This is a genomic window from Telluria mixta (genome assembly GCF_029223865.1).
Lineage (GTDB): Bacteria > Pseudomonadota > Gammaproteobacteria > Burkholderiales > Burkholderiaceae_D > Telluria > Telluria mixta.
Genome location: NZ_CP119520.1, coordinates 3,355,336 through 3,377,262, shown reverse-complemented (window position 1 = coordinate 3,377,262; position 21,927 = coordinate 3,355,336). Strand labels below are relative to the sequence as shown.

The 21,927-nt window shown below is 65.8% G+C and carries 16 protein-coding genes and 1 pseudogene; 6 read left to right on the top strand and 11 right to left on the bottom strand.

The features are described from left to right. Window positions 1-16 precede the first annotated feature (16 nt). From rfbD to P0M04_RS14990, 4 genes and pseudogenes are all read right to left on the bottom strand, one after another. A pseudogene (gene rfbD / locus P0M04_RS15005) lies at window positions 17-903 on the bottom strand (dTDP-4-dehydrorhamnose reductase). Continuing rightward, window positions 904-1,962, bottom strand: a complete 1,059-nt coding sequence (gene rfbB / locus P0M04_RS15000) for a dTDP-glucose 4,6-dehydratase (RefSeq protein WP_259450041.1) — start codon at window positions 1,960-1,962, stop codon at window positions 904-906. 491 nt (window positions 1,963-2,453) lie between these two features. Then, window positions 2,454-3,446, bottom strand: coding sequence for a phospholipase A (locus P0M04_RS14995; RefSeq protein ID WP_259450040.1), 993 nt, complete (start codon window positions 3,444-3,446; stop codon window positions 2,454-2,456). 371 nt (window positions 3,447-3,817) lie between these two features. Beyond that, the gene (locus P0M04_RS14990) at window positions 3,818-4,534 is read right to left on the bottom strand and encodes a pseudouridine synthase (RefSeq protein ID WP_259450039.1); all 717 of its coding nucleotides are present in this window, start codon (window positions 4,532-4,534) and stop codon (window positions 3,818-3,820) included. A gap of 220 nt (window positions 4,535-4,754) precedes the next feature. Here P0M04_RS14990 and P0M04_RS14985 point away from each other — a divergent pair, with 220 nt between their 5' ends. After that, the gene (locus P0M04_RS14985; protein WP_259450038.1) at window positions 4,755-5,252 is read left to right on the top strand and encodes a hypothetical protein; all 498 of its coding nucleotides are present in this window, start codon (window positions 4,755-4,757) and stop codon (window positions 5,250-5,252) included. Window positions 5,253-5,476: 224 nt separating this feature from the next. Here P0M04_RS14985 and P0M04_RS14980 read toward each other — a convergent pair whose 3' ends face one another. From P0M04_RS14980 to P0M04_RS14965, 4 genes are read right to left on the bottom strand one after another with little or no spacing between them, the layout of a single operon-like run. Then, window positions 5,477-6,478: a S49 family peptidase gene (locus P0M04_RS14980; protein WP_259450037.1), complete on the bottom strand. Its 1,002-nt coding sequence runs from the start codon at window positions 6,476-6,478 to the stop codon at window positions 5,477-5,479. 15 nt (window positions 6,479-6,493) lie between these two features. Next, a complete protein-coding gene (locus tag P0M04_RS14975; protein WP_259450036.1) occupies window positions 6,494-6,892 on the bottom strand; it encodes a Rieske (2Fe-2S) protein in 399 nt (132 codons plus the stop codon). Then, window positions 6,889-7,548 carry an HAD-IIIA family hydrolase gene (locus tag P0M04_RS14970; RefSeq protein ID WP_259450035.1) on the bottom strand — a complete coding sequence of 220 codons (660 nt, stop codon included), beginning with the start codon at window positions 7,546-7,548 and terminating at the stop codon, window positions 6,889-6,891. Before P0M04_RS14970 ends, P0M04_RS14975 begins: the two co-directional genes overlap by 4 nt. A gap of 38 nt (window positions 7,549-7,586) precedes the next feature. Continuing rightward, window positions 7,587-8,609, bottom strand: coding sequence for an RluA family pseudouridine synthase (locus P0M04_RS14965; RefSeq protein WP_259450034.1), 1,023 nt, complete (start codon window positions 8,607-8,609; stop codon window positions 7,587-7,589). An 822-nt stretch (window positions 8,610-9,431) separates the two neighbouring features. Here P0M04_RS14965 and P0M04_RS14960 point away from each other — a divergent pair. The 5 genes from P0M04_RS14960 to moeA all read left to right on the top strand — a co-directional run bounded on the left by P0M04_RS14960 (window position 9,432) and on the right by moeA (window position 17,605). After that, the gene (locus tag P0M04_RS14960; RefSeq protein ID WP_259450033.1) at window positions 9,432-12,626 is read left to right on the top strand and encodes an Rne/Rng family ribonuclease; all 3,195 of its coding nucleotides are present in this window, start codon (window positions 9,432-9,434) and stop codon (window positions 12,624-12,626) included. A 255-nt stretch (window positions 12,627-12,881) separates the two neighbouring features. Next, window positions 12,882-13,250 (top strand): VOC family protein, encoded by a 369-nt coding sequence (locus tag P0M04_RS14955; protein WP_259450032.1) that lies wholly within the window; start codon window positions 12,882-12,884, stop codon window positions 13,248-13,250. A 42-nt stretch (window positions 13,251-13,292) separates the two neighbouring features. Beyond that, on the top strand, window positions 13,293-14,621 hold the full coding sequence (gene chrA / locus P0M04_RS14950) for a chromate efflux transporter (RefSeq protein ID WP_259450031.1): 1,329 nt from the start codon (window positions 13,293-13,295) through the stop codon (window positions 14,619-14,621). Further along, window positions 14,614-15,732, top strand: a complete 1,119-nt coding sequence (gene moaA, locus P0M04_RS14945) for a GTP 3',8-cyclase MoaA (protein ID WP_259450030.1) — start codon at window positions 14,614-14,616, stop codon at window positions 15,730-15,732. Before chrA ends, moaA begins: the two co-directional genes overlap by 8 nt. A 4-nt stretch (window positions 15,733-15,736) precedes the next feature. After that, complete coding sequence (gene moeA / locus P0M04_RS14940; RefSeq protein WP_259450029.1) at window positions 15,737-17,605, top strand: molybdopterin molybdotransferase MoeA; 1,869 nt, start codon at window positions 15,737-15,739, stop codon at window positions 17,603-17,605. Here moeA and P0M04_RS14935 read toward each other — a convergent pair. Genes P0M04_RS14935 through P0M04_RS14925 form a run of 3 tightly spaced genes read right to left on the bottom strand, consistent with a single transcriptional unit; the run spans window position 17,602 to window position 21,926 of the window. Continuing rightward, a complete protein-coding gene (locus tag P0M04_RS14935; RefSeq protein ID WP_259450028.1) occupies window positions 17,602-18,927 on the bottom strand; it encodes a DNA recombination protein RmuC in 1,326 nt (441 codons plus the stop codon). The two genes, moeA and P0M04_RS14935, sit on opposite strands and share 4 nt — an antisense overlap. A gap of 1 nt (window position 18,928) precedes the next feature. After that, window positions 18,929-19,357: a group II truncated hemoglobin gene (locus tag P0M04_RS14930; RefSeq protein ID WP_036233936.1), complete on the bottom strand. Its 429-nt coding sequence runs from the start codon at window positions 19,355-19,357 to the stop codon at window positions 18,929-18,931. Between the two features lie 37 nt (window positions 19,358-19,394). Beyond that, complete coding sequence (locus tag P0M04_RS14925; RefSeq protein WP_259450027.1) at window positions 19,395-21,926, bottom strand: ABC transporter permease; 2,532 nt, start codon at window positions 21,924-21,926, stop codon at window positions 19,395-19,397. Window position 21,927: the final 1 nt, after the last annotated feature.

The following is a 21,927-nucleotide window of genomic DNA, read 5'->3' as shown; positions in this document are numbered from 1 at the left end:
GGGACATGGCTGCCTCTCACAGGATTTGCCGGAGCACGTGGCGCACGCCTTCCTGCCACGGCGGCAGGCGCAGGTCGAACGTCGTACGGAAGCGGGTCGTGTCGAGCCGCGAATTGAGGGACGTTTGGCCGGCGTCGGATACTGTTCGGTGGCCAGCGGCGCAACGGCGTCGACGGTCGCCTTCAGCGCCTTGCCGGCCGCCAGCGCCTCGCCGATCACGAACTGCGCATAGCCGTGCCAGCTCGTCTCGCCACCCGCGGCGACGTGATAGGTGCCGTAGGGGAAGCCGGTGCCCCGCGCACGCGCATGCTCGCGCACGAGATGGGCGCTGAGGTCGGCCAGCAGCGCGGCCGGCGTCGGTGCGCCGAACTGGTCGGCGACGACGGTGAGCCTGTCGCGCTCGGCGGCAAGGCGCAGCATCGTCTTGGCAAAATTGCCGCCGTGCGCGCCCACGACCCAGCTCGTGCGCAGGATCAGGTGGCGCGGATTGGCAGCCGCCAGACCTTGCTCGCCCTCGAGTTTGGTGCGGCCGTAGACGCTCTGCGGCGCCGGCACATCGTGTTCCGTGTAGGCACCCTGCTTCGTGCCGTCGAACACATAGTCGGTCGAGAAATGCAGCACGAGCGCACCCAGCGCCGCAGCCTCTTCGCCCAGGATGGCCGGGGCGACGGCGTTGACGGCGCGGGCCGTCGCTTCGTCGGACTCGGCCTTGTCGACGGCCGTGTACGCCGCTGGATTGACGATCACGTCCGGCGCGACGCGGCGCACCAGCGCACGCAACGCATCGGCATCGGCCAGGTTGCAATCCTGCGTGCCGACGGCGATGACGTCGCCGAGCGGCGCCAGCGCGCGCTGCAGCTCGAAGCCGAGCTGGCCGTTCTTGCCGGTCAGGAGAATCTTCATTCAGGCACCGTATTGTTGGCCAACCCAGGCGCGGTAGCTGCCGCTCGTCACGTGCTGGACCCATTCCTGGTTGTCGAGGTACCACTGCACCGTCTTGCGGATGCCGGTTTCGAAGGTCTCGGCCGGCTTCCAGCCCAGCTCACGCTCCAGCCTGGTCGCATCGATCGCGTAGCGGCGGTCATGGCCGGGGCGGTCCGTCACGAACGTGATCTGGGTCGCGTACGACTGGCCGTCCGCGCGCGGGCTCAGTTCGTCGAGGATCGCGCACAGCGTTTTGACGACGTCGAGGTTGGCCTTCTCGTTCCAGCCGCCGACGTTGTAGACCTCGCCCAGCTGGCCCCCTTCGAGCACGCGGCGGATGGCCGAGCAATGGTCCTTCACGTACAGCCAGTCGCGGATCTGCTGGCCGTCGCCGTAGATCGGCAGCGGCTTGCCGGCCAGCGCATTGTGGATGCACAGCGGGATCAGCTTTTCCGGGAAGTGGTAAGGACCATAGTTGTTCGAGCAATTGGTGGTCAGCACCGGCAGGCCGTACGTGTGATGGTAGGCGCGCACGAGGTGGTCGCTGGCCGCCTTGCTGGCGGAATACGGGCTGTTCGGTTCGTAGCGGTTCGTCTCGCGGAAGGCGGGGTCGTCCTTGCCGAGCGAGCCGTAGACTTCGTCGGTCGACACGTGCAGGAAGCGGAACGCGGCCTTGCGGTCGTCCGGCAGCGCGCCCCAGTATTCGCGCACGGCTTCGAGCAGGTGGAAGGTGCCGACGATGTTCGTCTGGATGAATTCGCCCGGGCCGTGGATGCTGCGGTCCACGTGGCTCTCGGCCGCGAAGTTCACGACGGCACGCGGCTGGTGTTCCTGCAGCAGGCGCCGCACGAGGTCCACGTCGCCGATGTCGCCGTGCACGAACACGTGCTTGGGATTGTCGCGCAGGCTCGCCAGGTTCTCGAGGTTGCCGGCATACGTTAGCTTGTCGAAGTTGATGACCGGCTCGTCGTTCAGGGCGCACCAGTCCAGTACAAAATTACTTCCGATAAAGCCTGCGCCACCTGTTGTCAAAATCATTTATACGTTCTCCACTTGCCAGGTAATCCATGCGCTCTCGATCCAGTCATCGTTACGTTACTCCCGACAGGTACGCGCTTCACTGTATGGGTTAGGTTGCGCCGAGCTGTCCAACAGCAAGTGCTCAAGGGAATAATTGCAAGCAAAACAGGCTTCGGGAGTATGGGCAGATGCAATGTAAACAGCGTGACATTATAACCGACGCGAATTCACTCTAGAAATCCTTCATTATCTTGTTGACATCTTCGTAGTGTCGCGTTGCCGAGATCGTGTTGCCAGTATCGTAATGCGCAGCATCCCGTTACGATCGGCGCGCGAAACACAATGCCGTCCGTCGGGCCCGCCAGGCCGTCGCTTTCGGCTCTAAGGAACTGTGACTCGCCCGTCCTGTCGACGGTAAGCCGCGTGATGGCCAACTGGCAAGCGCGCGACAGCAGTGCCATGCAGCGGCCTGGGTCGCAATGGAACGGCCTGCGGGCACGACCGCTCTTTCAGAACGTCCCGAGCAGCCCGAGCCCCACCGTGTTCTGGTAATAGTTGTAGTCGATCAGGCTCTGCCCATAGCCCGAGAATAGATGAGCGTAACCCTTGATGTGCCCGGCCAGCGGAAACGCCCAGCTGAGCTGAAACGCGCCGCGTTCAGTGGAGAAATTGCGCCGCAATAAGGCCGAGTAATCGTTGCCTTTGTTGCGGTAGGTGACGATGACATCGCCACGCCCCATGTAGTCGACGATATCACGGTTGTCGTCATCGGCCGCCGCCTCGTTGATGCGTTTCCAGACACGGCCCAGCACGGTCCACCCTGCCCGCTCGAGTCCGACCTGGGCATAGACCCGGTTCCAGCTGCGCGACAACGTCGAGGTCTGGCCGTTCGACTGGTGCACCAGACCGAGATTAAGAAAGCGCGCATTCATCCCCAGTACACTGAAATGCAGTGGAGTGACGGCCATCAGCTCGGGTTGATAGTTCGTCTCGCGGAAGGGGCTGGACGCCTCGTGATTGCCGGCTTGCCAGAAGCTGTTCTGCGTATAGCCGAACCACAGATCGACGGGCTTGTCGAAAGCGCTTTCGACAAGCTTCATCTTGAATCCCAGCTGGAACACGAGTTCTGAATGCGCGAGGTCGCTCGTCAGGTCGGCGATGCGGCGGAACGGCCGGTAGGGTTCATTGTTGGGATGGGCGGTGCGGGTCAGCATCAGGTAGTTCACCTGGTGCGGGCGGAAATTGAATAGGCCGCGCTTGTGCTCCTGATCCAGCTCCCAATGGTCGGCCAGGCTGAAATCCCGCATCGTTTCGGGCGAATCGTCGACGGCGGCCGGGACAGGCGGCGCATCCGTATTCGGGATCGATGGCGCTGGTGCCGCTACGGGCACGGACGTTGACGCCGGCACCACACCGGCCAGACGGTCGTAGCAAGCCAGCCGCTGGGCAGCATCGGCCACGCGTGCGCAACTCGCCAGACCGGGATCGGTCTGCTGGGCCATGGCCGGACTTATCGCGAGAAAGGAGATGAAGAAAAAGAGGCGGTGATTTGTTGCGGGCATCGTCATCGTCGAGGTTGAACGGCACTCTTGCCCAGCTCAGTAAAATATTGACAAGAGTCGAGTGACGAGTGTCGCGGAAATCGGCATGCGATGTCGCACGACAGCGCGTTAGCGTACGTCGCAGATGCGTCGTAGCGCAGCGGACAACGGCGCATAACCGGCGCCTAGCACCACCACGCAGTCGGTTAGTTGCAATCTTTGGTGCGACCTGATCCGGACCCAACGTTATGCACCGCGGGAGATGTCGCCTGCCGGCGCAGAACGGGAACGGCCGGCAGGCCCAGCCCCGGAACACCGGGGCATTCTTGCCGTCAGCCCGGCACCAGCAGATCCAGCTTCGCCTGCTCCAGAAAACACCACTCGCCTTCCTGCAAGCCGAGCGACTCGAGCGTCAAGCCGCCGATCTGCGAGCGATGCAACGCGGCGCAATGGTTCCCCGCCGCGGCCAGCATGCGTTTGACTTGGTGATATTTCCCCTGCTCCAGCACGATTTCCAGCTGATGGTCGCCGCGCTGTACACAGGACTGGGCCGCCAGCGGCGCAGGTTCGTCGTGCAATTGCACGCCGGACAGTAGCTCGTCGACGAGCGCCTGGGTGACCGGCTCCTGGGTGGTGGCCTGGTACACCTTCGGAATATGACGCTTGGGTGAAGACTGCGCATGGATGAACGGGCCGTCGTCCGACATCAACAGCAGGCCCGTCGTGTCATGGTCGAGTCGGCCGACAGGCTGCACGTCGCGCCAAGTAAATTGTTCCGGCAACAATGTCAGCACCCCCGGATGGTGGCTCGGCTTGCGCGAGCACTCGAAGTTGGAGGGTTTGTACAAGGCGATGTAGACGTGTTCGCGATACACCCATTCTTCGTCGAACACGGTCAGCACGAGGCCGTCCGTCTCCACGAGGGTCTTGTAGTTATCGTGGACGTCGCCGTTGATGGCCACGTCGCCGTCTTCGATCAGGGCCCGGCAATACTTGCGTGTGCCGAAGCCTTGGGACTGGAGCACGCGGTCGAGGGATAGTTTACTCATGGGGCGAGACTGTAGCAGAAGGATTGCAAGCGTCAAAGTTCAGCTATCTCAGGGTTTCAATGCGAAGCAAGAAATCGTTTGACACATCTCAAGTGTCGCCAATGTCCCATTGATAAACTGAAACCTGATTAGGAATCGACCTACAGTTACTGAGTGTAGGACTAAAGGTGGGCCGCACCATCCGGCACATCGGATTAACCCCCCAAACCACGAGGCAAACGTGCAGATCGAAAAAAAACAGAACCACAGCACCCCGTCTTCGTCCGCAGCCAAAAGCAGCGGGGCGAAGGTGGCCCAGGAATATGCCGCAATTTTCCCTACCCGGCTTGCGCTGGCGCGCTGGACGCGCGGTGGCGACATCCCGCATGTACATTGTTTCGAACACCAGCTGCCAATGCGCGCCGCATGGTATGAGCAGGCGCAGCGCCGCTTTCAGGCCTGGCTGGAAACAGGCGGCTTTCATCAACCTGAACCGGGCAGTCTTGATAGCGTTATCGCCGACACGCGCCAGCACCCCGACGAGCGCGCCCTGCTCAACCGGAAAGTTGTCGTGCACGGCGGCCCGCGATCGATGTCCCGCCCCTCGGGCGCACCGTCCGGCACAGCACTGGAGCGCGACGGCGCCACGCATCTCCGTCAGGAGGCGTCCGGCATGCTTTCACCTTTAACAGAATTGAAATCGATTCCACGCAAGCCTGGCGACGGACGCCAAAAATGAAAACGACGGCGTACGCCGTCGTTTCCTTCCCTATTGGGACTCCAGCTTGAGGAATTGAATTCTCTCGAAACCGCACGGATGCGGGTCTGAAGCGGTTCCGACAACGGCAGGAACAGGCTGGTTTCCATGTCGTTCGCGCCGAAACAGCTACACACCAACTATAGTCCACCGTTCGTAAGTTTCAAGCCCAATATTGAGACATATCAGTTGCTCAACGCCCGTGCTCAGCGCAAGCTGGGCACGGCGCCCCGGTAGATCGAATGCACCGCACCGGCGCCGACCGACGCGCCAAATTTCTTCAGCACACGCTCCGGCAAGCCTTCGTGCGCCGTGTAGTCGATGATGTCTTCCGCCTTCACGACGTCGCGCGCGACCGTGTCCACCGTACCAAAGCCATCCGCGAGCCCCATCTCGACCGCCTTGGCACCGGTCCAGTAAAGGCCGGAGAAGATTTCCGCATTTTCCTTCAGGCGCTTGCCCCGGCCGGCACGCACGACGGCAATAAATTGCTCATGGATCTCGTTGAGCATTTCCAGCGCATGCTGTTTCTGCTTATCGGACTGCGGGCTGAACGGATCCAGAAAGCCCTTGTTCTCACCCGCCGTCAGCAGGCGGCGTTCGATGCCGAGCTTGTCCATCAGGCCCGTGAAGCCGAAGCCGTCCATCAGTACGCCGACGGACCCGACGATACTGGCCTTGTTGACGTAGATCTTGTCGGCCGCGGCCGCGATGTAATAGCCGCCGGACGCGCAAATCTCGTCCACGACCACGTACAGCGGCTTGTTCGGATAACCCTTCTTGAGGCGCTGGATTTCGTCGACGATGATGCCGGCCTGTACCGGACTGCCGCCCGGGCTGTTGATACGCAGGACGATGGCCGCCGACCCCGGATCGGAAAACGCCTTGTTCAGCGACGGGATGACGGTATCGGCGGCGCCGCTGCCTTCGTCCTCGATGGCGCCGTCGATTTCGATCAGCGCAGTGTGGCGGCCCAGCGCCTCGATATCCGAGCTACCGAAGTTGAAGTCGAAATAAGCCCAGATCGCGAAAAATGCCAGCAAAAGAAAGGACAGCTTGAAGAAGATGCCCCAGCGGCGCGAGGCCCGCTGCTCGCGTACGGTGGCAAACACGAGACGCTCCAGGGTCTCGCGCTCCCAGTTGCTGAAGGTCGCCGGGGCAGCCGGCCGGTTGTCGTTCGGATTGTCGTTCCTGGTGTTGTCGCTCATAGATACCTGGTGTGGTTACCCCATCTGGCTGTCGCGCAGGCCCGCTGTCGGCGGACGGATATGCTGGTCCGGTTGCCAATAAATCCGGCTATCGGCCTCCCGTACGGTGATCGGCCGCAGTTTGCCGCCACGGCAAGGTCCGCCCGCGCAGGCGCCGCTCTCGGGCAAGTAAATGGCGCCATGCGTCGAGCACATGAGGTAAAGCTTGCTCGATTCGAAGAATTCGCCCTTGAACCAGTCCAGTTCGACCGGCACGTGGGCACAGCGGTTGAGGTAGGCGTAGATCTTGCCGCCGAAGCGCACGACAAAACCGGTCGCATCGTCGCCGAACGCCAGCACGGGGAAACGGACGCCCTTGCCGCCATCCTCGACGGTCGCGGAATCGCAGATGTAGACGTCTTCGGTATCGCTCATGCGTTCTCGACCAGCCACTGGTGCAATTCGGGCACGTTTTTCGCGGTGAACACCGGATGACATGCCTGCAGTTGCTGGACCGGGTGGGCGCCATACTCGACGGCGATGCCGGAGGCGCCGGCATTATTTGCCATAAGCAAGTCATGCGTTGTGTCGCCGATCATAACGGTACGCCGCATGTCCTGGCCGAGTTCCCTTGTCAATTCTTGCAACATTGCCGGGTGCGGTTTGGAAAATGTCTCGTCGGCGCAACGGGTTGCGTCGAACACGGACAGCAGGCCTGCCGCGTTCAGGGCGCGGTTCAGGCCGACCCGGCTCTTGCCTGTCGCCACTGCAAGGAAGTACCCCTCCTGGGAAAGCGCGTCCAGCATCGCCCGCACACCCTGGAACAGGACCAATTCGTGGTCCTTCGTCAGGAAGTGGTAGCGATAGCGTTCGACCATGCGCGGATACAGGGCCGGATCGATGTTCGGCATCACGGCCTGCATGGCTTCGCCCAGGCCGAGGCCGATCACGTGCGAAGCCGCGGCGTCGCTCGGGACGGCCAGGCCCAGGTCCTTGGCCGCAGACTGTATACATTTGACGATGGTGGCGGTGCTGTCCATCAGCGTGCCGTCCCAGTCGAAGACAATCAGGTCGAATTGCTTTCTTGCCATGTCTCCCGGCGCTCGTGGCGCCGGCTCCTCATTCCGCGTTATCGATGGGTACTGCGTGTTTTGAGTTCCTGCGCTGGCCCCAAGCTTACCAAGAAACGCTCGCATTCCGCCGGCAACGGCGCCTTCAGGGTGAGCGGCTCGCCCGTGTCGGGATGCTGGAACGTGATCTGGTACGCGTGCAGGAACATGCGGCGCAAGGCGCCACGTGCGTCGGTTGCCTTCTGAAGCTGCTTGTTGAGCGCAAAATCGCCGTATTTCTCGTCACCGAGGATCGGAAAGCCACTTGACGCCAGGTGCACGCGGATCTGGTGCGTGCGCCCCGTCTTGAGCTCCGCCTCCAGCAAGGCGTATTCCGGCCATTTGCGCAGCAGGTTGAATACCGTATGTGCTTCCTGACCGCCGGCCTGCACGACGACGCGACGCTCGCCATCCGGCGTCGTGTATTTATGTAGCGGCAATTTCACGTGCTGGCGCGGATTGCGCCAGTCACCCGCGACCATGGTCAGGTAGCGCTTGTCGGTTGTGCCGTCGCGCATCTGCTCGTGCAGGCTCGTCAACGCGGAACGTTTCTTTGCAAGCAGCAGCAAGCCGGACGTTTCACGGTCCAGGCGGTGCACCAGTTCCAGGAATTTGGCATCCGGCCGGGCCGCACGCAATTGTTCGATGACGCCATACGACACGCCCGAACCGCCGTGCACGGCTACGCCAGCCGGCTTGTCGATCACGAGCAGGTGGCTGTCTTCGTGCACGATGGCAAATTCCGCGCCCGGCACAGGGGCGCTGCCGGCGGCCTTTTCGGCAATGCGGACAGGCGGGATACGGACGATGTCGCCCGTCGCCAGGCGGTACAACTGGTCGATGCGGCCTTTGTTCACGCGCACTTCGCCAGAGCGCAGGATCCGGTAAATATGGCTTTTTGGGACACCTTTGCAGACGCGCAGCAGGTAGTTATCGATGCGCTGGCCTGCTTCTTCCTCGGTGATTGTGACAAACTGAGCAGTGGCAGGGGGGCGGCTATCTGTCTGTGATGAAGGGGGAACAACATCGTTTTGCAAGGTCATTCGCTCTGTCTTCCCAGAAATTCTCTCTAAGTCCTTCATTTTGAATATATAATCGACAGGCGGCGGTCAAACCTCTGCAGGTGTAAGAATTAAAACGATATTTTACACAGGGGCGTCTCCATCGGCCCCGCCAAAATGCAAATTCGATGGAAAAAAACGGAATCCCCAAACCGTCGCAAGCGGCAGCAGTGTCGCGGCATCGCAGCGACAATGCGAAAGCGCAGCGGCGGATTTCAAGGATTTCTAGATGTGTACGCACATTCCTGTGCGAACCTGGGTTGCACCGCAGTTGCAATCGGGTAGCCGCACAGGATGCAGGATTGGATTGTTTGGAACTGTAAGGATAAGTACCGGCAAGCCGGCCGCAGGGTCGGCTCGCCGGGTGATGGCGTCGATAACGCTTGCCGTTTGCCCGACCCGAAGTAAGGAGCCGCTAGACCGTCGTGAGCTGTAGCAGTGTTGTTGAAGACAGTCATCCGGGAAGATCCTGCAGGTGCGCAGTACGCACCGCGGTCTTCACGCCCCGGAGCGCCCGTTTCGCCAACACCCTTCCGCTCCCCGGCATGCACGCCGACTGAAGATCTGGCTGTGTCGCACCGCTTGCCAGCCCCTGTGCCGCCCCGATCGGGCCGCCCGGGCCGGCAAGGACGTTCGTGCGCGGGCAATTACGTTCGACGCCACTGCGCCCTGTGGCCGGCCATGCCGTGTCACACCCCGGGCATACCACCGCCAACACTCCCTTCCCCGCGTACATCCCTGTACTTTCGCCGCTCTTGCATAAAGACGGCATGAAACGGCCCACGGGTCGCGGAGTTTATAAAAATGAAACGTATGTTGTTTAACGCTACGCAGCAAGAGGAGCTGCGCGTAGCGATCGTCGATGGCCAGAAACTGATCGACATCGATATCGAGACCGCCGGTCGCGAACAGCGAAAGTCGAATATCTACAAAGGCGTCATCACCCGCATCGAACCCTCTCTTGAAGCCTGCTTCGTCAGCTACGGCGAAGAGCGCCACGGTTTCCTCCCCTTCAAAGAAGTTGCCCGCTCCTATTTCCGCGACGGCGTCGACGTCCGCAACTGCACGATCAAGGAAGCCCTGCGCGAAGGCCAGGAAATCATGGTCCAGGTCGAAAAGGAAGAACGCGGCAACAAGGGCGCGGCCCTGACCTCGTTCATCTCGCTGGCCGGCCGCTACCTGGTCCTGATGCCGAACAATCCGCGGGGTGGCGGCGTGTCGCGCCGCGTCGAAGGCGAAGAGCGCCAGGAACTGCGCGAGACGATGGACAAGCTGGACCTGCCGCAGGGTATGTCGGTCATCGCCCGCACCGCCGGTATCGGCCGCAACGTCGAAGAACTCCAGTGGGACCTGAATTACCTGATGCAACTGTGGCGCGCGATCGAAGGCGCCGGCAAGTCGGCCCCCGGTCCGTTCCTGATCTATCAAGAGTCCTCGCTGGTCATCCGCGCCATCCGCGACTATTTCCAGCCTGACATCGGCGAAGTCCTGATCGACACCGACGAGATCTTCGACCAGGCCCAGCAGTTCATGAGCCACGTGATGCCCGACATGGCGCACCGCGTGAAGCGCTACACGGACGACGTGCCGCTGTTCTCCCGTTTCCAGATCGAACACCAGATCGAGACCGCGTATTCGCGCACCGTCCCGCTGCCGTCCGGCGGCGCGATCGTGATCGACCACACGGAAGCCCTCGTCTCCATCGACGTCAACTCGGCGCGCGCGACGCGCGGTTCGGACATCGAGACGACCGCCTTCAACACCAACTGCGAAGCGGCCGACGAAGTGGCCCGCCAGCTGCGCCTGCGCGACCTGGGTGGCCTGATCGTCATCGACTTCATCGACATGGAAGTCGCCAAGAACCAGCGCGAAGTGGAACAGCGCCTGAAGGATGCCCTGCACCATGACCGTGCACGCGTCCAGATGGGCAAGATCTCGCGCTTCGGCCTGATGGAACTGTCGCGCCAGCGCCTGCGTCCGTCGCTGTCGGAAGGTTCGCACGTGACCTGCCCGCGCTGCTCGGGCACCGGCCACATCCGCGATACCGAATCGTCCGCCCTGCAGGTGCTGCGCATCATCCAGGAAGAGGCGATGAAGGAGAACTCGGCCGCGATCCACGTCCAGGTCCCGGTCGACGTCGCCGCTTTCCTGCTGAACGAAAAGCGCGGCGAAGTGCTCAAGATCGAGACGCGCCACCGCATCACGGTCATCCTGGTCCCGAACAAGCACCTGGAAACCCCGCACTACAAGCTCGAGCGCATCAAGCACGACGATCCGCGCCTGGACGACGACGCCGCCAGCTACACGATGGCCGAGTCGGCCGACACGGACATGGCCTTCGCCAAGCGCCAGAAGGAAGAAGCGAAGCCGCGCCAGGAAGCCGTCGTCAAGACGATCACCCCGGCCCAGCCGGCACCGGTGGTCGACCGCCAGCCGGCCAAGCCGGTCGAGGCGCCCGCCCCGGCAGCGGCCGCGCCCGCCGCGCCGGCCTACGCGCCGCCGGTCCAGGAAGGTTTCTTCGCCAAGCTGCGCAACTTCTTCTTCGGCCGTCAGGTCCCGATCGCCCCGCCACCCGCCCCGGTCGCACCGCCCAAGCCCGCTGAAGCGGCACCGGCTGCCGGCGAACGCGGCGAGCGCGCCGGCCGTGGCCCGCGCAACGCCCGCGGCGGCCGCAACGCCACCGCCGGCGGCAATGGCCGCAACCGCGCCGAGCGCGAGGAACGCGATGTGAACGCCGCCGTGGAAGGCGCCAAGCCGGTCGAGGCCGAAGGCAAGCCGGCACGTCCGCCGCGCCAGCCGCGTCAACCGCGCGAAGCCCGCGAGCCGCGCGAACAGGCAGCCGTCACGGCGGATGCACAGCCGCAGGCCCCGCGAGGCGAGCGTGCCGAACGCGGCGAGCGTCCGGAGCGTGGCGAACGTCCGGAACGCGCACCGCGCCAGCCGCGCCCGCCGCGTGAAGGTGGCGAGCGTGCCGAGCGTACGGAACGCACCGAACGCGCCCCGGCCGAGGCCAAGAGCGAAGAGCTGAATGCCGCCCAGGCCGTGGCGGCCCAGGCGGCCATCACGCTGGCCGGCGAGCCGCAGATTCCGGAAGCGCTGAAGCCGGTGACGGCGAACGCAGCGGTAGCGACCGTCGGCCCGGATAACGAGGAACTGGAAACGGACGCGCATGGCGACGAGCCGCGCCGCCGTCGCCGTCGTGGCGGCCGCAACCGCAACCGTCGCGACCGTGACCAGGTCGAGGGCGCCGAGCAGGACGTCGTCGAAGGCGAAGCACCGGCCTTCACGCCGGTGGCCGACGAGGAAGCCGCCAAGGTCCAGGCCGAAGCGAAAGCTGCACAAACCAAGCCTGAGGCGGCGCCCGTCAAGGCCGTCGCACTGGGTCCGTGGCCGTTCCCGACCACGGAATCGGTCAAGGCTGCCGCTGTGAAAGCCGCCGCCGAGAAGGCTGCCGCCGAGCAGGCGGAAGCGGCCCGCGCCCAGGCTGAACAGGCTGCGGCCGCTGCCGCAGCGGCTGCAGCTGAGCAGGCCGCCGCGCCGGCCGAACCTGTCGTCGAGGCCGCCCCGGCTGCCCAGACGCCGTGGCCGTTCCCGACCACCGAGTCGGTCGCCGCCGCCGTCGCCGACAAGGCCGAGGCCGATGCAGCCGCCCAGCCGGTCGAAACCACCGTCGAAGCCCCGGCCGCTGCGCCTGCTTCTGCTCCTGCTCCTGTGTCGGCGCCGGTATCGGCTCCGGTCGAGGCCGAACAACCTGTCGTCGCGCAAGCGGCACCGGTTGCCGCCGCACCGGCCCCGGCACCGGTCGCCGCAGCACCGGCCAACCTGAACGACCTGCTCGAGAAAGCCGGCCTGACGCTCGCGTCGACGGATCCGGAAAAGCTGCGCGCCGCCCAGGAAGCGGCCGCGCAGGTGGAGCCGCCGGCACGTCCGCGCCGCACGCGCAAGCCGGCGCCGCCGCCGGTCGACGAGCCGCTGATCCAGGTGGATACACGCCAATAACGAGCCAATAAGCGCGTCGGCATCGTAAAAAAGGGAAGCTTCGGCTTCCCTTTTTGCTTCCTGTGCTACGATGGCGGCGTCGAAAAAGGCAGGATCGTCTTTGGTAAGCCCGGTCCCTTCGCGCGACATGCGCCGAAGCTCTGTTCCATGCGTACGCGCATGAGTACCCGCGACGAACCGTCCGGCGCTGTTGCGCCCAACGGGTTCGTTCGCGCATGCCTGCATCCCGAGCGAGCCCATCTATCGGAGCATGCCATGCAACTGAATCACCTCGACCTTCCCGTCCCCGACGTCGCGGCCACCGCCGCCTTCTTCACGACCCATTTCGGCTTCCGCCTGCTCGACACACGCGGCAATAACGGCTTCGCCCTGCTGCTCGGCGAAAGTGGATTCGCACTCGTCCTCACGCGGCGCCGCGCAGAAGGCGTACAGGACTATCCCGACAACTTCCACATCGGCTTTCTCGTCGAGTCCGACGCGGCCGTGCACGCCGCCCACGCGCGGATGCAGGCCGCGGGCGTGCCCGACCTGCCGCCCGTCTCGTCCCAGCGCGGCGCGACGCTGTTCTACGTCCACGCACCGGGCGGCATCCTGGTGGAAGTAAGCCATCGCTCACCTGCCTGATGCGTGTAAGATGGGCAACTCATCAACCGTTGCCCATCCGCCTTGTCCGCCCCGCCCGCTCCCGTTTCCTTCCGCACCGCCCTGCGCTACTGGCTCAAGCTGGGCTTCATCAGTTTCGGCGGCCCGGCCGGGCAGATCGCCATGATGCATGCCGAGCTCGTCGAGCGCCGCCGCTGGATATCCGAGCGCCGGTTCCTGCACGCGCTGAATTACTGCATGCTGCTGCCGGGGCCGGAAGCGACACAGCTCGCCATCTACATCGGCTGGCTGCTGCACCGCGTGCCGGGCGGGATCGCGGCCGGGATGCTGTTCGTGCTGCCGTCGCTGCTCGTCCTGATCGCGCTGTCGTGGATCTACATGGCATGGGGCCAGGTGCCCGCCATCGCCGGCATCATGACGGGCATCAAGCCGGCCGTCGTCGCGATCGTGCTGGCGGCCGCGTGGCGCATCGGCAGCCGGACACTCCGCAATGGCCTGCTGGTCGGCGTCGCGCTCGCGGCGTTCGTCGGCATCGACCTGCTGGGCGTGCCGTTCCCGCTGATCGTGCTCGGGGCGGCGGTGGTCGGACTGGCTGGCGGCCGGTGGAGGCCCGCGCTGTTCGACCTGGGCGGTGCGCACGCGGTCGCGGCCGATGGCTCGCCCCATCCGCCGGCGCTGATCGACGACACGACGCCGACGCCGGCCCACGCCCGCTTCACCTGGCGGCGACTGATGACGGTCGGCGTGGCCGGCTGCGCCATCGGGCTCGCGGGCTGGGCGGGACTGGCCCTCGTCTACGGGCCGGACGGCGAGTTGCCGCGCATGGGCGCGTTCTTCGGCAGGATGGCGCTGCTGACGTTCGGCGGCGCCTATGCCGTACTGCCATACGTCGTGCAGCACGCCGTCGAGCAGTACCACTGGCTCGACGCCGGCCAGATGATCGACGGCCTCGCGCTGGGCGAAACGACGCCGGGTCCCCTGATCATGATCGTCGCGTTCGTCGGCTTCGTCGGCGGCTGGACCCATGCGCTGTTCGGTCCGGACGCCCGCTTCCTGGCCGGCACGGCGGCAGCTTGTGTCGTGACATTCTTCACGTTCCTGCCGTCGTTCGTGTTCATCCTCGCGGGCGGCCCGCTGGTGGAGTCCACGCGCGGGGACGTGCGGCTGACGGCGCCGCTGACGGCGATCTCGGCGGCCGTCGTCGGCGTCATCGCGAGCCTGGCCGTCTTCTTCGGTGCCCACGTCTTCCTCGATCACGGCGCGCCGCGCTGGGACGCGATCGCCATCGGCACGGCCGCCGCGGTGGCGTTATTGCGCTACAGAACCGGGACGATCAAGACCATCCTTGCCTGCGCCCTCGCCGGCCTTCTGCTATCGTATTGGCATGGCTGAAAAAATCATCATGGTGGCCGATGCGCGCGCCCCCGCGCTGGCCGTCCCCGACACGCTGGAGACACCGAACGGCCTGCTCGCCGACGCCCTCGGACGCCCCCTGCACGACCTGCGCATCTCCGTCACGGACCGCTGCAACTTCCGCTGCGTGTACTGCATGCCGAAGGAAGTCTTCGACAAGGATTACGCCTACCTGCCCCACTCGGCCCTCCTCAATTTCGAGGAGATCGCGCGCGTGGCGCGGCTGTTCGTCGCGCACGGCGTCGAAAAGATCCGCCTGACGGGCGGAGAGCCGCTGCTGCGCAAGAACCTGGAGCGCCTGGTCGAACAGCTGCGCGCCATCGAGACGCCGTCCGGCCGCCCGCTCGACCTCACGCTCACCACCAACGGTTCGCTGCTGGCGAAAAAAGCGCAGCTGCTCAAGGATGCGGGCCTGGACCGCGTGACGGTCTCGCTCGACGCCATCGACGACGCCGTGTTCAAGCGCATGAACGACGTCGACTTCGCCGTGGCCGATGTCCTGGCCGGCATCGACGCCGCCCACGCCGCCGGCCTGGGGCCCATCAAGGTCAACATGGTCGTCAAGGGCGGCATGAACGACGACCAGATCCTGCCGATGGCGCGCCACTTCAAGGGCACGCCGGCCATCCTGCGCTTCATCGAATACATGGACGTGGGCGCGTCGAACGGCTGGAACATGACGGAAGTCGTGCCGTCGGGCGAAGTCGTGCGCCGCATCTCGGCCGAGATGCCGCTGGAGCCGATCGGCGCCAACTACGCGGGCGAGACCGCACAGCGCTGGCGCTATGTGGACGGCGGCGGCGAAGTGGGCATGATCTCCAGCGTCACGCAAGCGTTCTGCCGCGACTGTTCGCGCATCCGCCTGTCCACCGAGGGCAAGCTGTACACCTGTTTGTTCGCGACGCGCGGCCACGACCTGCGCGAGCTGCTCCGGGCGGGGCGTACGGACCAGGAGATGCAGACGGCCATCGCCCGGCTCTGGCGCGCGCGCGACGACCGCTACTCCGAAACCCGCACCGTCAACACGGCGGGCCTCTCGCCGCGCGCGGAGAGCGCACAGAAAATCGAAATGTCCTACATCGGCGGATAACAAAATGAACAAGGAATCCATCAGCGGCCTGATCCTCGCCGGCGGCCGCGGCACGCGCATGGGCCACGTCGACAAGGGCCTGCAGCCCTTCGGCGGCACGACCATGGTCGCGCACGTGCTGGCGCGCCTCGCGCCGCAGGTGGCGACGGTCGCCATCAACGCCAACCGCAACGAGGACACGTATGCCGGGTACGGGGTGCCCGTCTGGCCGGACGATACGCCCGACTTCGCGGGCCCGCTCGCCGGCCTGCAGGCGGGCCTGCGCCGCTGCGCGACCACGTACCTGCTCACGGCGCCGTGCGATTCGCCGTTCCTGCCGGCCGACCTCGCGGAGCGCCTGCACGACGGCCTGCGCGCGGCCGGCGCCGATCTCGCCGTCGCCGTCACCGAGGAAAACGGCCGGCGCCAGGTGCACCCCGTGTTCTGCCTGCTGAAGGCGGGTCTGGAACCGGTGCTGTCCGCGTATCTCGACGGCGGCGGACGGCGCATGGACGGCTGGTACCCGCAGATCAAGGTAACCGAGGTGCTGTTCGACGATGCCGACGCCTTCCGCAACATCAACACGCTGGACGAGTTGCACGCGCTCGATACCGTGAAAGTGCCGCGCCTGGCCGACGTGGTCAGCTGCCTGTCCGCGTACGATCCGGATGCCCTGCCCGTGCGCGACGCCCAGCGCATCATCCGCGAATTCGTCACGCCCGTGCGCGCGACGGAAATGGTGGCCCTGCGCGCCGCGCTGGGCCGCGTACTCGCGGCCGACATCATCTCGCCGATCAACGTGCCGGCCCACGACAACTCGGCGATGGACGGCTATGCCTTGCGTGGATCGGACCTGCCGGCGGACGCGCCCGCGCGCCTGCGCGTGATCGGCACCGCGTACGCGGGCCGCGCGTTCGAGGGCAGCCCGCAGCCGGGCGAATGCGTGCGCATCATGACGGGCGCCGTCATGCCGGCCGGCTGCGACAGCGTCGTGCCGCAGGAATTCGTCAGCGTCGAGGACGACACGATGGTCATCGCGCCCGGCACCCTGCGCGCCGGCGACAACCGCCGCCTGGCCGGCGAAGACCTCAAGGCCGGCAGCGCCGCCCTGCGCGCCGGCAAGATCGTGCGTCCGGCCGACCTCGGGCTGCTCGCGTCGCTGGGCGTGGCGGAAGTCCCGGTGCAGCGCCGCCTGCGCGTGGCCTTCTTCTCGACCGGCGACGAACTGCGCTCGATCGGCCAGCCGCTGGACGAGGGCTGCGTCTACGACAGCAACCGCTACACGATCTACGGCATGCTGCAGCGCCTGGGCTGCGACCTGATCGACATGGGCGTCGTGCGCGACGATCCGCAGGCCCTGGAACAGGCCCTGCGCGACGCGTGCGAAAACGCGGACGCCATCATCACGTCGGGCGGCGTCTCGGTCGGCGCGGCCGACTACACGAAGCAGATCATGGCGCGCCTGGGCGACGTGACGTTCTGGAAGATCGGCATGCGCCCGGGCCGCCCGCTGGCCTTCGGCCGCATCGCGTCGAACGGCCGCAGCGCCTTCCTGTTCGGCCTGCCGGGCAATCCGGTGGCGGTGATGGTGTCGTTCTACTTCTTCGCACGCGAGGCGCTGCTGCGCATGATGGGGGCCGAGGCGCCACTGGAACTGGTCCGGGCCCGCTCGGCCGCGACGATCCGCAAGAAGCCGGGCCGCACGGAATACCAGCGCGGCATCCTGGCCCGCGGCGCGGATGGTCAGCCGACCGTCACCATCACGGGGGCGCAGGGGTCGGGGATTCTGCGGTCGATGTCGGAGGCGAATTGCATGGTGGTGCTGCATGACGAGCAGGGCACGGTGCAGGCCGGCGACATGGTCGACGTGTTGTTGTTCGAAGGTTTGATTTAATCGTCGGCGTCGACGTTCGACGCGCCCAACATCAACTGCGCCGCCTCGCTCGGCAACGCCTCCACCGACTTGAGCTTGCGTGCCATCTGCCGGCTGCGCACCTCGGCGCTTTCGATGTTTTTCGCCGCGCGCTCCAGCGTCAATTTGGTCTGCGCCAGCACGTCGCCGAACTTGCCGAACTCCGTCTTCACGGCCCCCAGCACCTGCCACACTTCCGACGACCGCTTTTCCAGCGCCAGCGTGCGGAAGCCCATCTGCAGGCTGTTGAGCAGCGCCGCCAGCGTCGACGGCCCCGCGATCGTCACGCGCAACGTGCGCTGCAGGTCGTCGGCCAGGCCCGGGCGGCGCATCACTTCGGCGTACAGGCCCTCGGTGGGCAGGAACAGGATGGCGAAGTCCGTCGTCGCCGGCGGGGCCACGTATTTTTCGCAGATGGTCTTCGCTTCGCCACGCACGGCGCGTTCCAGTTCCGCACCCGCGCGCGCGACGCCGTCCGCATCGCCCTGCTCGGCCGCTTCCAGCAGGCGCTCGTACTGCTCCTTCGGGAACTTGGCGTCGATGGGCAGCCACAGCGGGGGGCCGCCGTCGACGACGCCCGGCAGCTTGATCGCGAATTCGACGCGCGCGTTCGAGCCGCGCACGGTCTCGACGTTCTTCGCGTACTGGTCGACGGTGAGGATCTGCTCGAGCAGCATCTCCAGCTGCACTTCGCCCCACGTGCCGCGCGTCTTCACGTTGACGAGCACGCGTTTCAGGTCGCCCACGCCTACGGCCAGCTGCTGCATCTCGCCCAGCCCCTGGTGCACCTTTTCCAGCCGGTCGGACACCTGGCGGAACGATTCCGTCAGACGCGTCTCCAGGGTCGCGTGCAGCTTTTCGTCGACGGTCTGGCGCATCTCTTCCAACCGCTTGGCGTTATCGTCCTGCAGGTCGCGGATCTTGGCCTCGAGCGTCGCGCGGATCTCCAGCATGCGCTGCGCGTTCGATTCCGTCAGGTTCGCCAGCGCGCCGTTCAGCGTGTCGGAAAAACGCTTGAGCGCGCGCGCCTGTTCTTCGCGGCCGCCCTGGGAATTCAACTGGATCTGCTGGCGCATGCCGTCCAGCTGCTGCACGGTGGCGGCCTGGTTCTGCGCGAGATGCGCGGCCAGTTCCTGGCGCGTGGACTGGGCGCTGATCTGCAATTCCTGGCGCAGTTCGCGCTCCAGGCGTTCGAAGGCGTGGCGCTCGTCGCCGCCTCGGCGCGCGCGACTCAAGAGGACGACCTGCAAGCCGAGCACGGCCAGCAGCGCCACCGCGAGCACGATGAATTCAAGCGTTGGCATATTAATGCGGACGGTTCCGCATCCAGTCGGCCGTCTGATAAAAGGATTGCATCAGCGCGAGCCGCAGGTCGTAGTCATAGCCGAGATCTTCCAGCGCCATCGCCATGCAGCGCAGCCACTGGTCGCGCTCGGACGTGCCGATGGCGAACGGCAGGTGGCGCGCGCGAAGCATCGGATGACCGTAGCGTTCGATGAAGAGGTTCGGCCCGCCCATCCAGCCGGACAGGAACATGAACAGCTTCTCGCGCGAGCTGTCGTTGGGGACGGGGTGCATCGCGTGGATGCCGGCGAAATCCGGCTCCAGTTGCATCAGGTCGTAGAAACGGTCGACCAGTTCGCGCAGGCGGGTTTCGCCGCCGATGATTTCGTAGAGGCTGCGAGTCTCTTCCTGCGCGTCCTGGGACTCTTGGGGTGCGTTGGTATCGGACATCTATCCATGATAGCGCAACGCACGCACCACGGGTAAATCAAGCTTCCCGCAACGTCTGCAACGGCGGCTGCCGCAACACATTGCGCAGTCCGAGCCAGCCGCCGACGAGCGCGCACACCGCGCCCACGACCAGTCCCGCGATCCACACGGTCGGATCGAACGTCCACGGGAACTTGAACTGGTAGTTGGCCAACGCCCAGCCCAGCGCCGCCGCGCCCGATGCCGCCAGCAACCCGGACAGGCCGCCGACCAGCATGAACTCGATACGCTGCGCCTGCGCCAGCTGGCCGCGCGTGGCGCCCAGCGCGCGCAGCAGGCCCGCTTCGCGCGTGCGCTCGGCCTGGGATCCCATCAGTGCCGCGTACAGGACCAGCACGCCCGAGGCCAGCGTAAACATGAACAGGAATTCCACCGCCACGACGACCTGGTCCAGCACTTCCTGCACCTGGCGGATGATGCCGCTGACATCGATGACGGTGAGATTCGGCCACGCGCGCGTCAGCGTGTTGGCCAGGCCGATGCCGCGCGCGGCCAGGTGGAACGCGGTCATGTACGTCGTCGGCGCATCCTTCATTGCGGCCGGGTTGATGATGACGAAGAAGTTCGCCCGCATCGAGCCCCATTCCAGCTTGCGCAGGCTCGTGATCTTCGCCTCGACGATCTGGCCGCCCATGTCGAAGCGCATCGTATCGCCCAGTTTCAGGCGCAGCGTGTTCGCGAGGCCCTGCTCGACCGAGGCCTCGGCGACGCCCGGCGCGTCGCGGTACCAGCGGCCCGCCACGATCTCGTTCGTCGTCGGCAGGTCGCGCGTCGAGGACAGGTTGAATTCGCGCTCGGCGAGGCCTTTCGCGCGCTCGTCCGTGTACGTGGTCGCGGTGACCGCGTTGCCGTTCACGGCGACGAGGCGGCCGCGGATCATCGGGTACAAGGTCGGGGCGGGCACGCCGGCCGCGCGGATCGCGCCGGCGACGCCGTCGCGCTGGTCGGGCTGGATGTTGATGATGAAGCGGTTCGGCGCATCCGGCGGCGTGGCGAGGCGCCAGGCGGCCATCAGGTCGCCGCGCACGACGGTCAGCACGAGCAGCGCCATCAGGCCCAGCGACAGCGACACGATCTGTACGACCGTCGCGCCCGGACGCCGCTGCAGCGACGTGATGGCGAAGCGCCACGCCTGGTGGCGGAACACGCCGCGCAGACGGCGCAAAGACAGCAGCGCAAGCCAGCCGACGAGCGCGAACAGGGCGAACGCGCCGACGAAGCCGCCGGCGGTGAGCAGCGCGAGCTGCAGGTCGCCGGCCTGCCACAGCAGCAGCCCGACGAAGACGGCCGCGCCGAAGCCGTACGTGACCAGCGCGAGCGGCTTCGGCGCCGCCTGTTCGCGTCGGATCACGCGGTTGTGCGGCACGTTGCGCAGCTGGAGCACGGGCGGCAGCGCGAAGCCCACGAGCAGCAGCATGCCGGTGGCGATGCCCTGCAGCGCGGGCAGCAGCGACACGGGCGGCAGCTCGGTGGGAATCAGACCCTTGACCATCTCGAGCAGCACGAAGTGGGCGCCGAAGCCGACCAGCACGCCGAGCACGCTGCCCGCGAGTCCGACGATGACGAATTCGATGAGGAACAGCGCCCCGACCTCGTTCTGCGTCATGCCGAGGCAGCGCAGCATCGCGCAGGCATCGAGGTGGCGCTGCATGAAGCGGCGCGCGGCCATCGCGACGGCCACCGCGGCCAGCATCGCAGACAGCAACCCGACGAGCGACAGGAAGCGCTCGGCGCGGTCGATCGTCGAGCGCATCTCGGGGCGGCCGTTTTCCAGCGTCTCGATGCGCACGCCGCGCACGTTGTCCGCCGCGATCCTGCCGCGCAGCCAGCGCTCGTAATCGGCGATCGCCGCCTGGTCGTTGGGCGACTTCGCCGCCACCTGCATGCGGTATGTGACGCGCGCATAGTTGTCGACGAGGCCAGTGGCTTTCAGGTCGCCGAGCGCCAGCATCACGCGCGGCGCGAAGTTGGCGAACGATGCGCCGCGGTCCGGCTCCGACGCGATCAGGCGGGAAATCTTGAAACTCTTGTCGCCGAGCTGGATCGTCGAGCCGACCTTCACCCGCAGCGGCGGCAGCAGATTGACGTCGACCCAGACCGTGCCCGGCGCGGGCGTGTCGTGCGTGATGTCGCCGAGGGCCTCGCTCGCATCGATCGTGCTCGTCGTCACGCGCATGGCGCCGCGCAGCGGATAGTTGGTCGACACGGCCTTCACGGACGCCAGCAGCGCCTGCGACTCGTCACCCTGCCCTGCCTGCGCCATGCTGGGAAACGTCACGGTATCCGCCAGCACCAGGCCGCGCCGCGCCGCTTCATCGCGCCAGGCTTGGGAGAGCGGCTGGTCGGCGTTCACGAGCAGGTCGGCGCCGAGCAGCTGGCGTGCGTCGCGGTTCAATCCCGCGCGCATGCGGTCGACAAAGAAGCCGACGGCCGCCAGCGCCGACACCGCGACCACCAGCGCCACCAGCAGGAACCGCAGTTCGCCGGCACGCCAGTCGCGTGCGGTCATGCGCAGGGATTGGATCAGCATG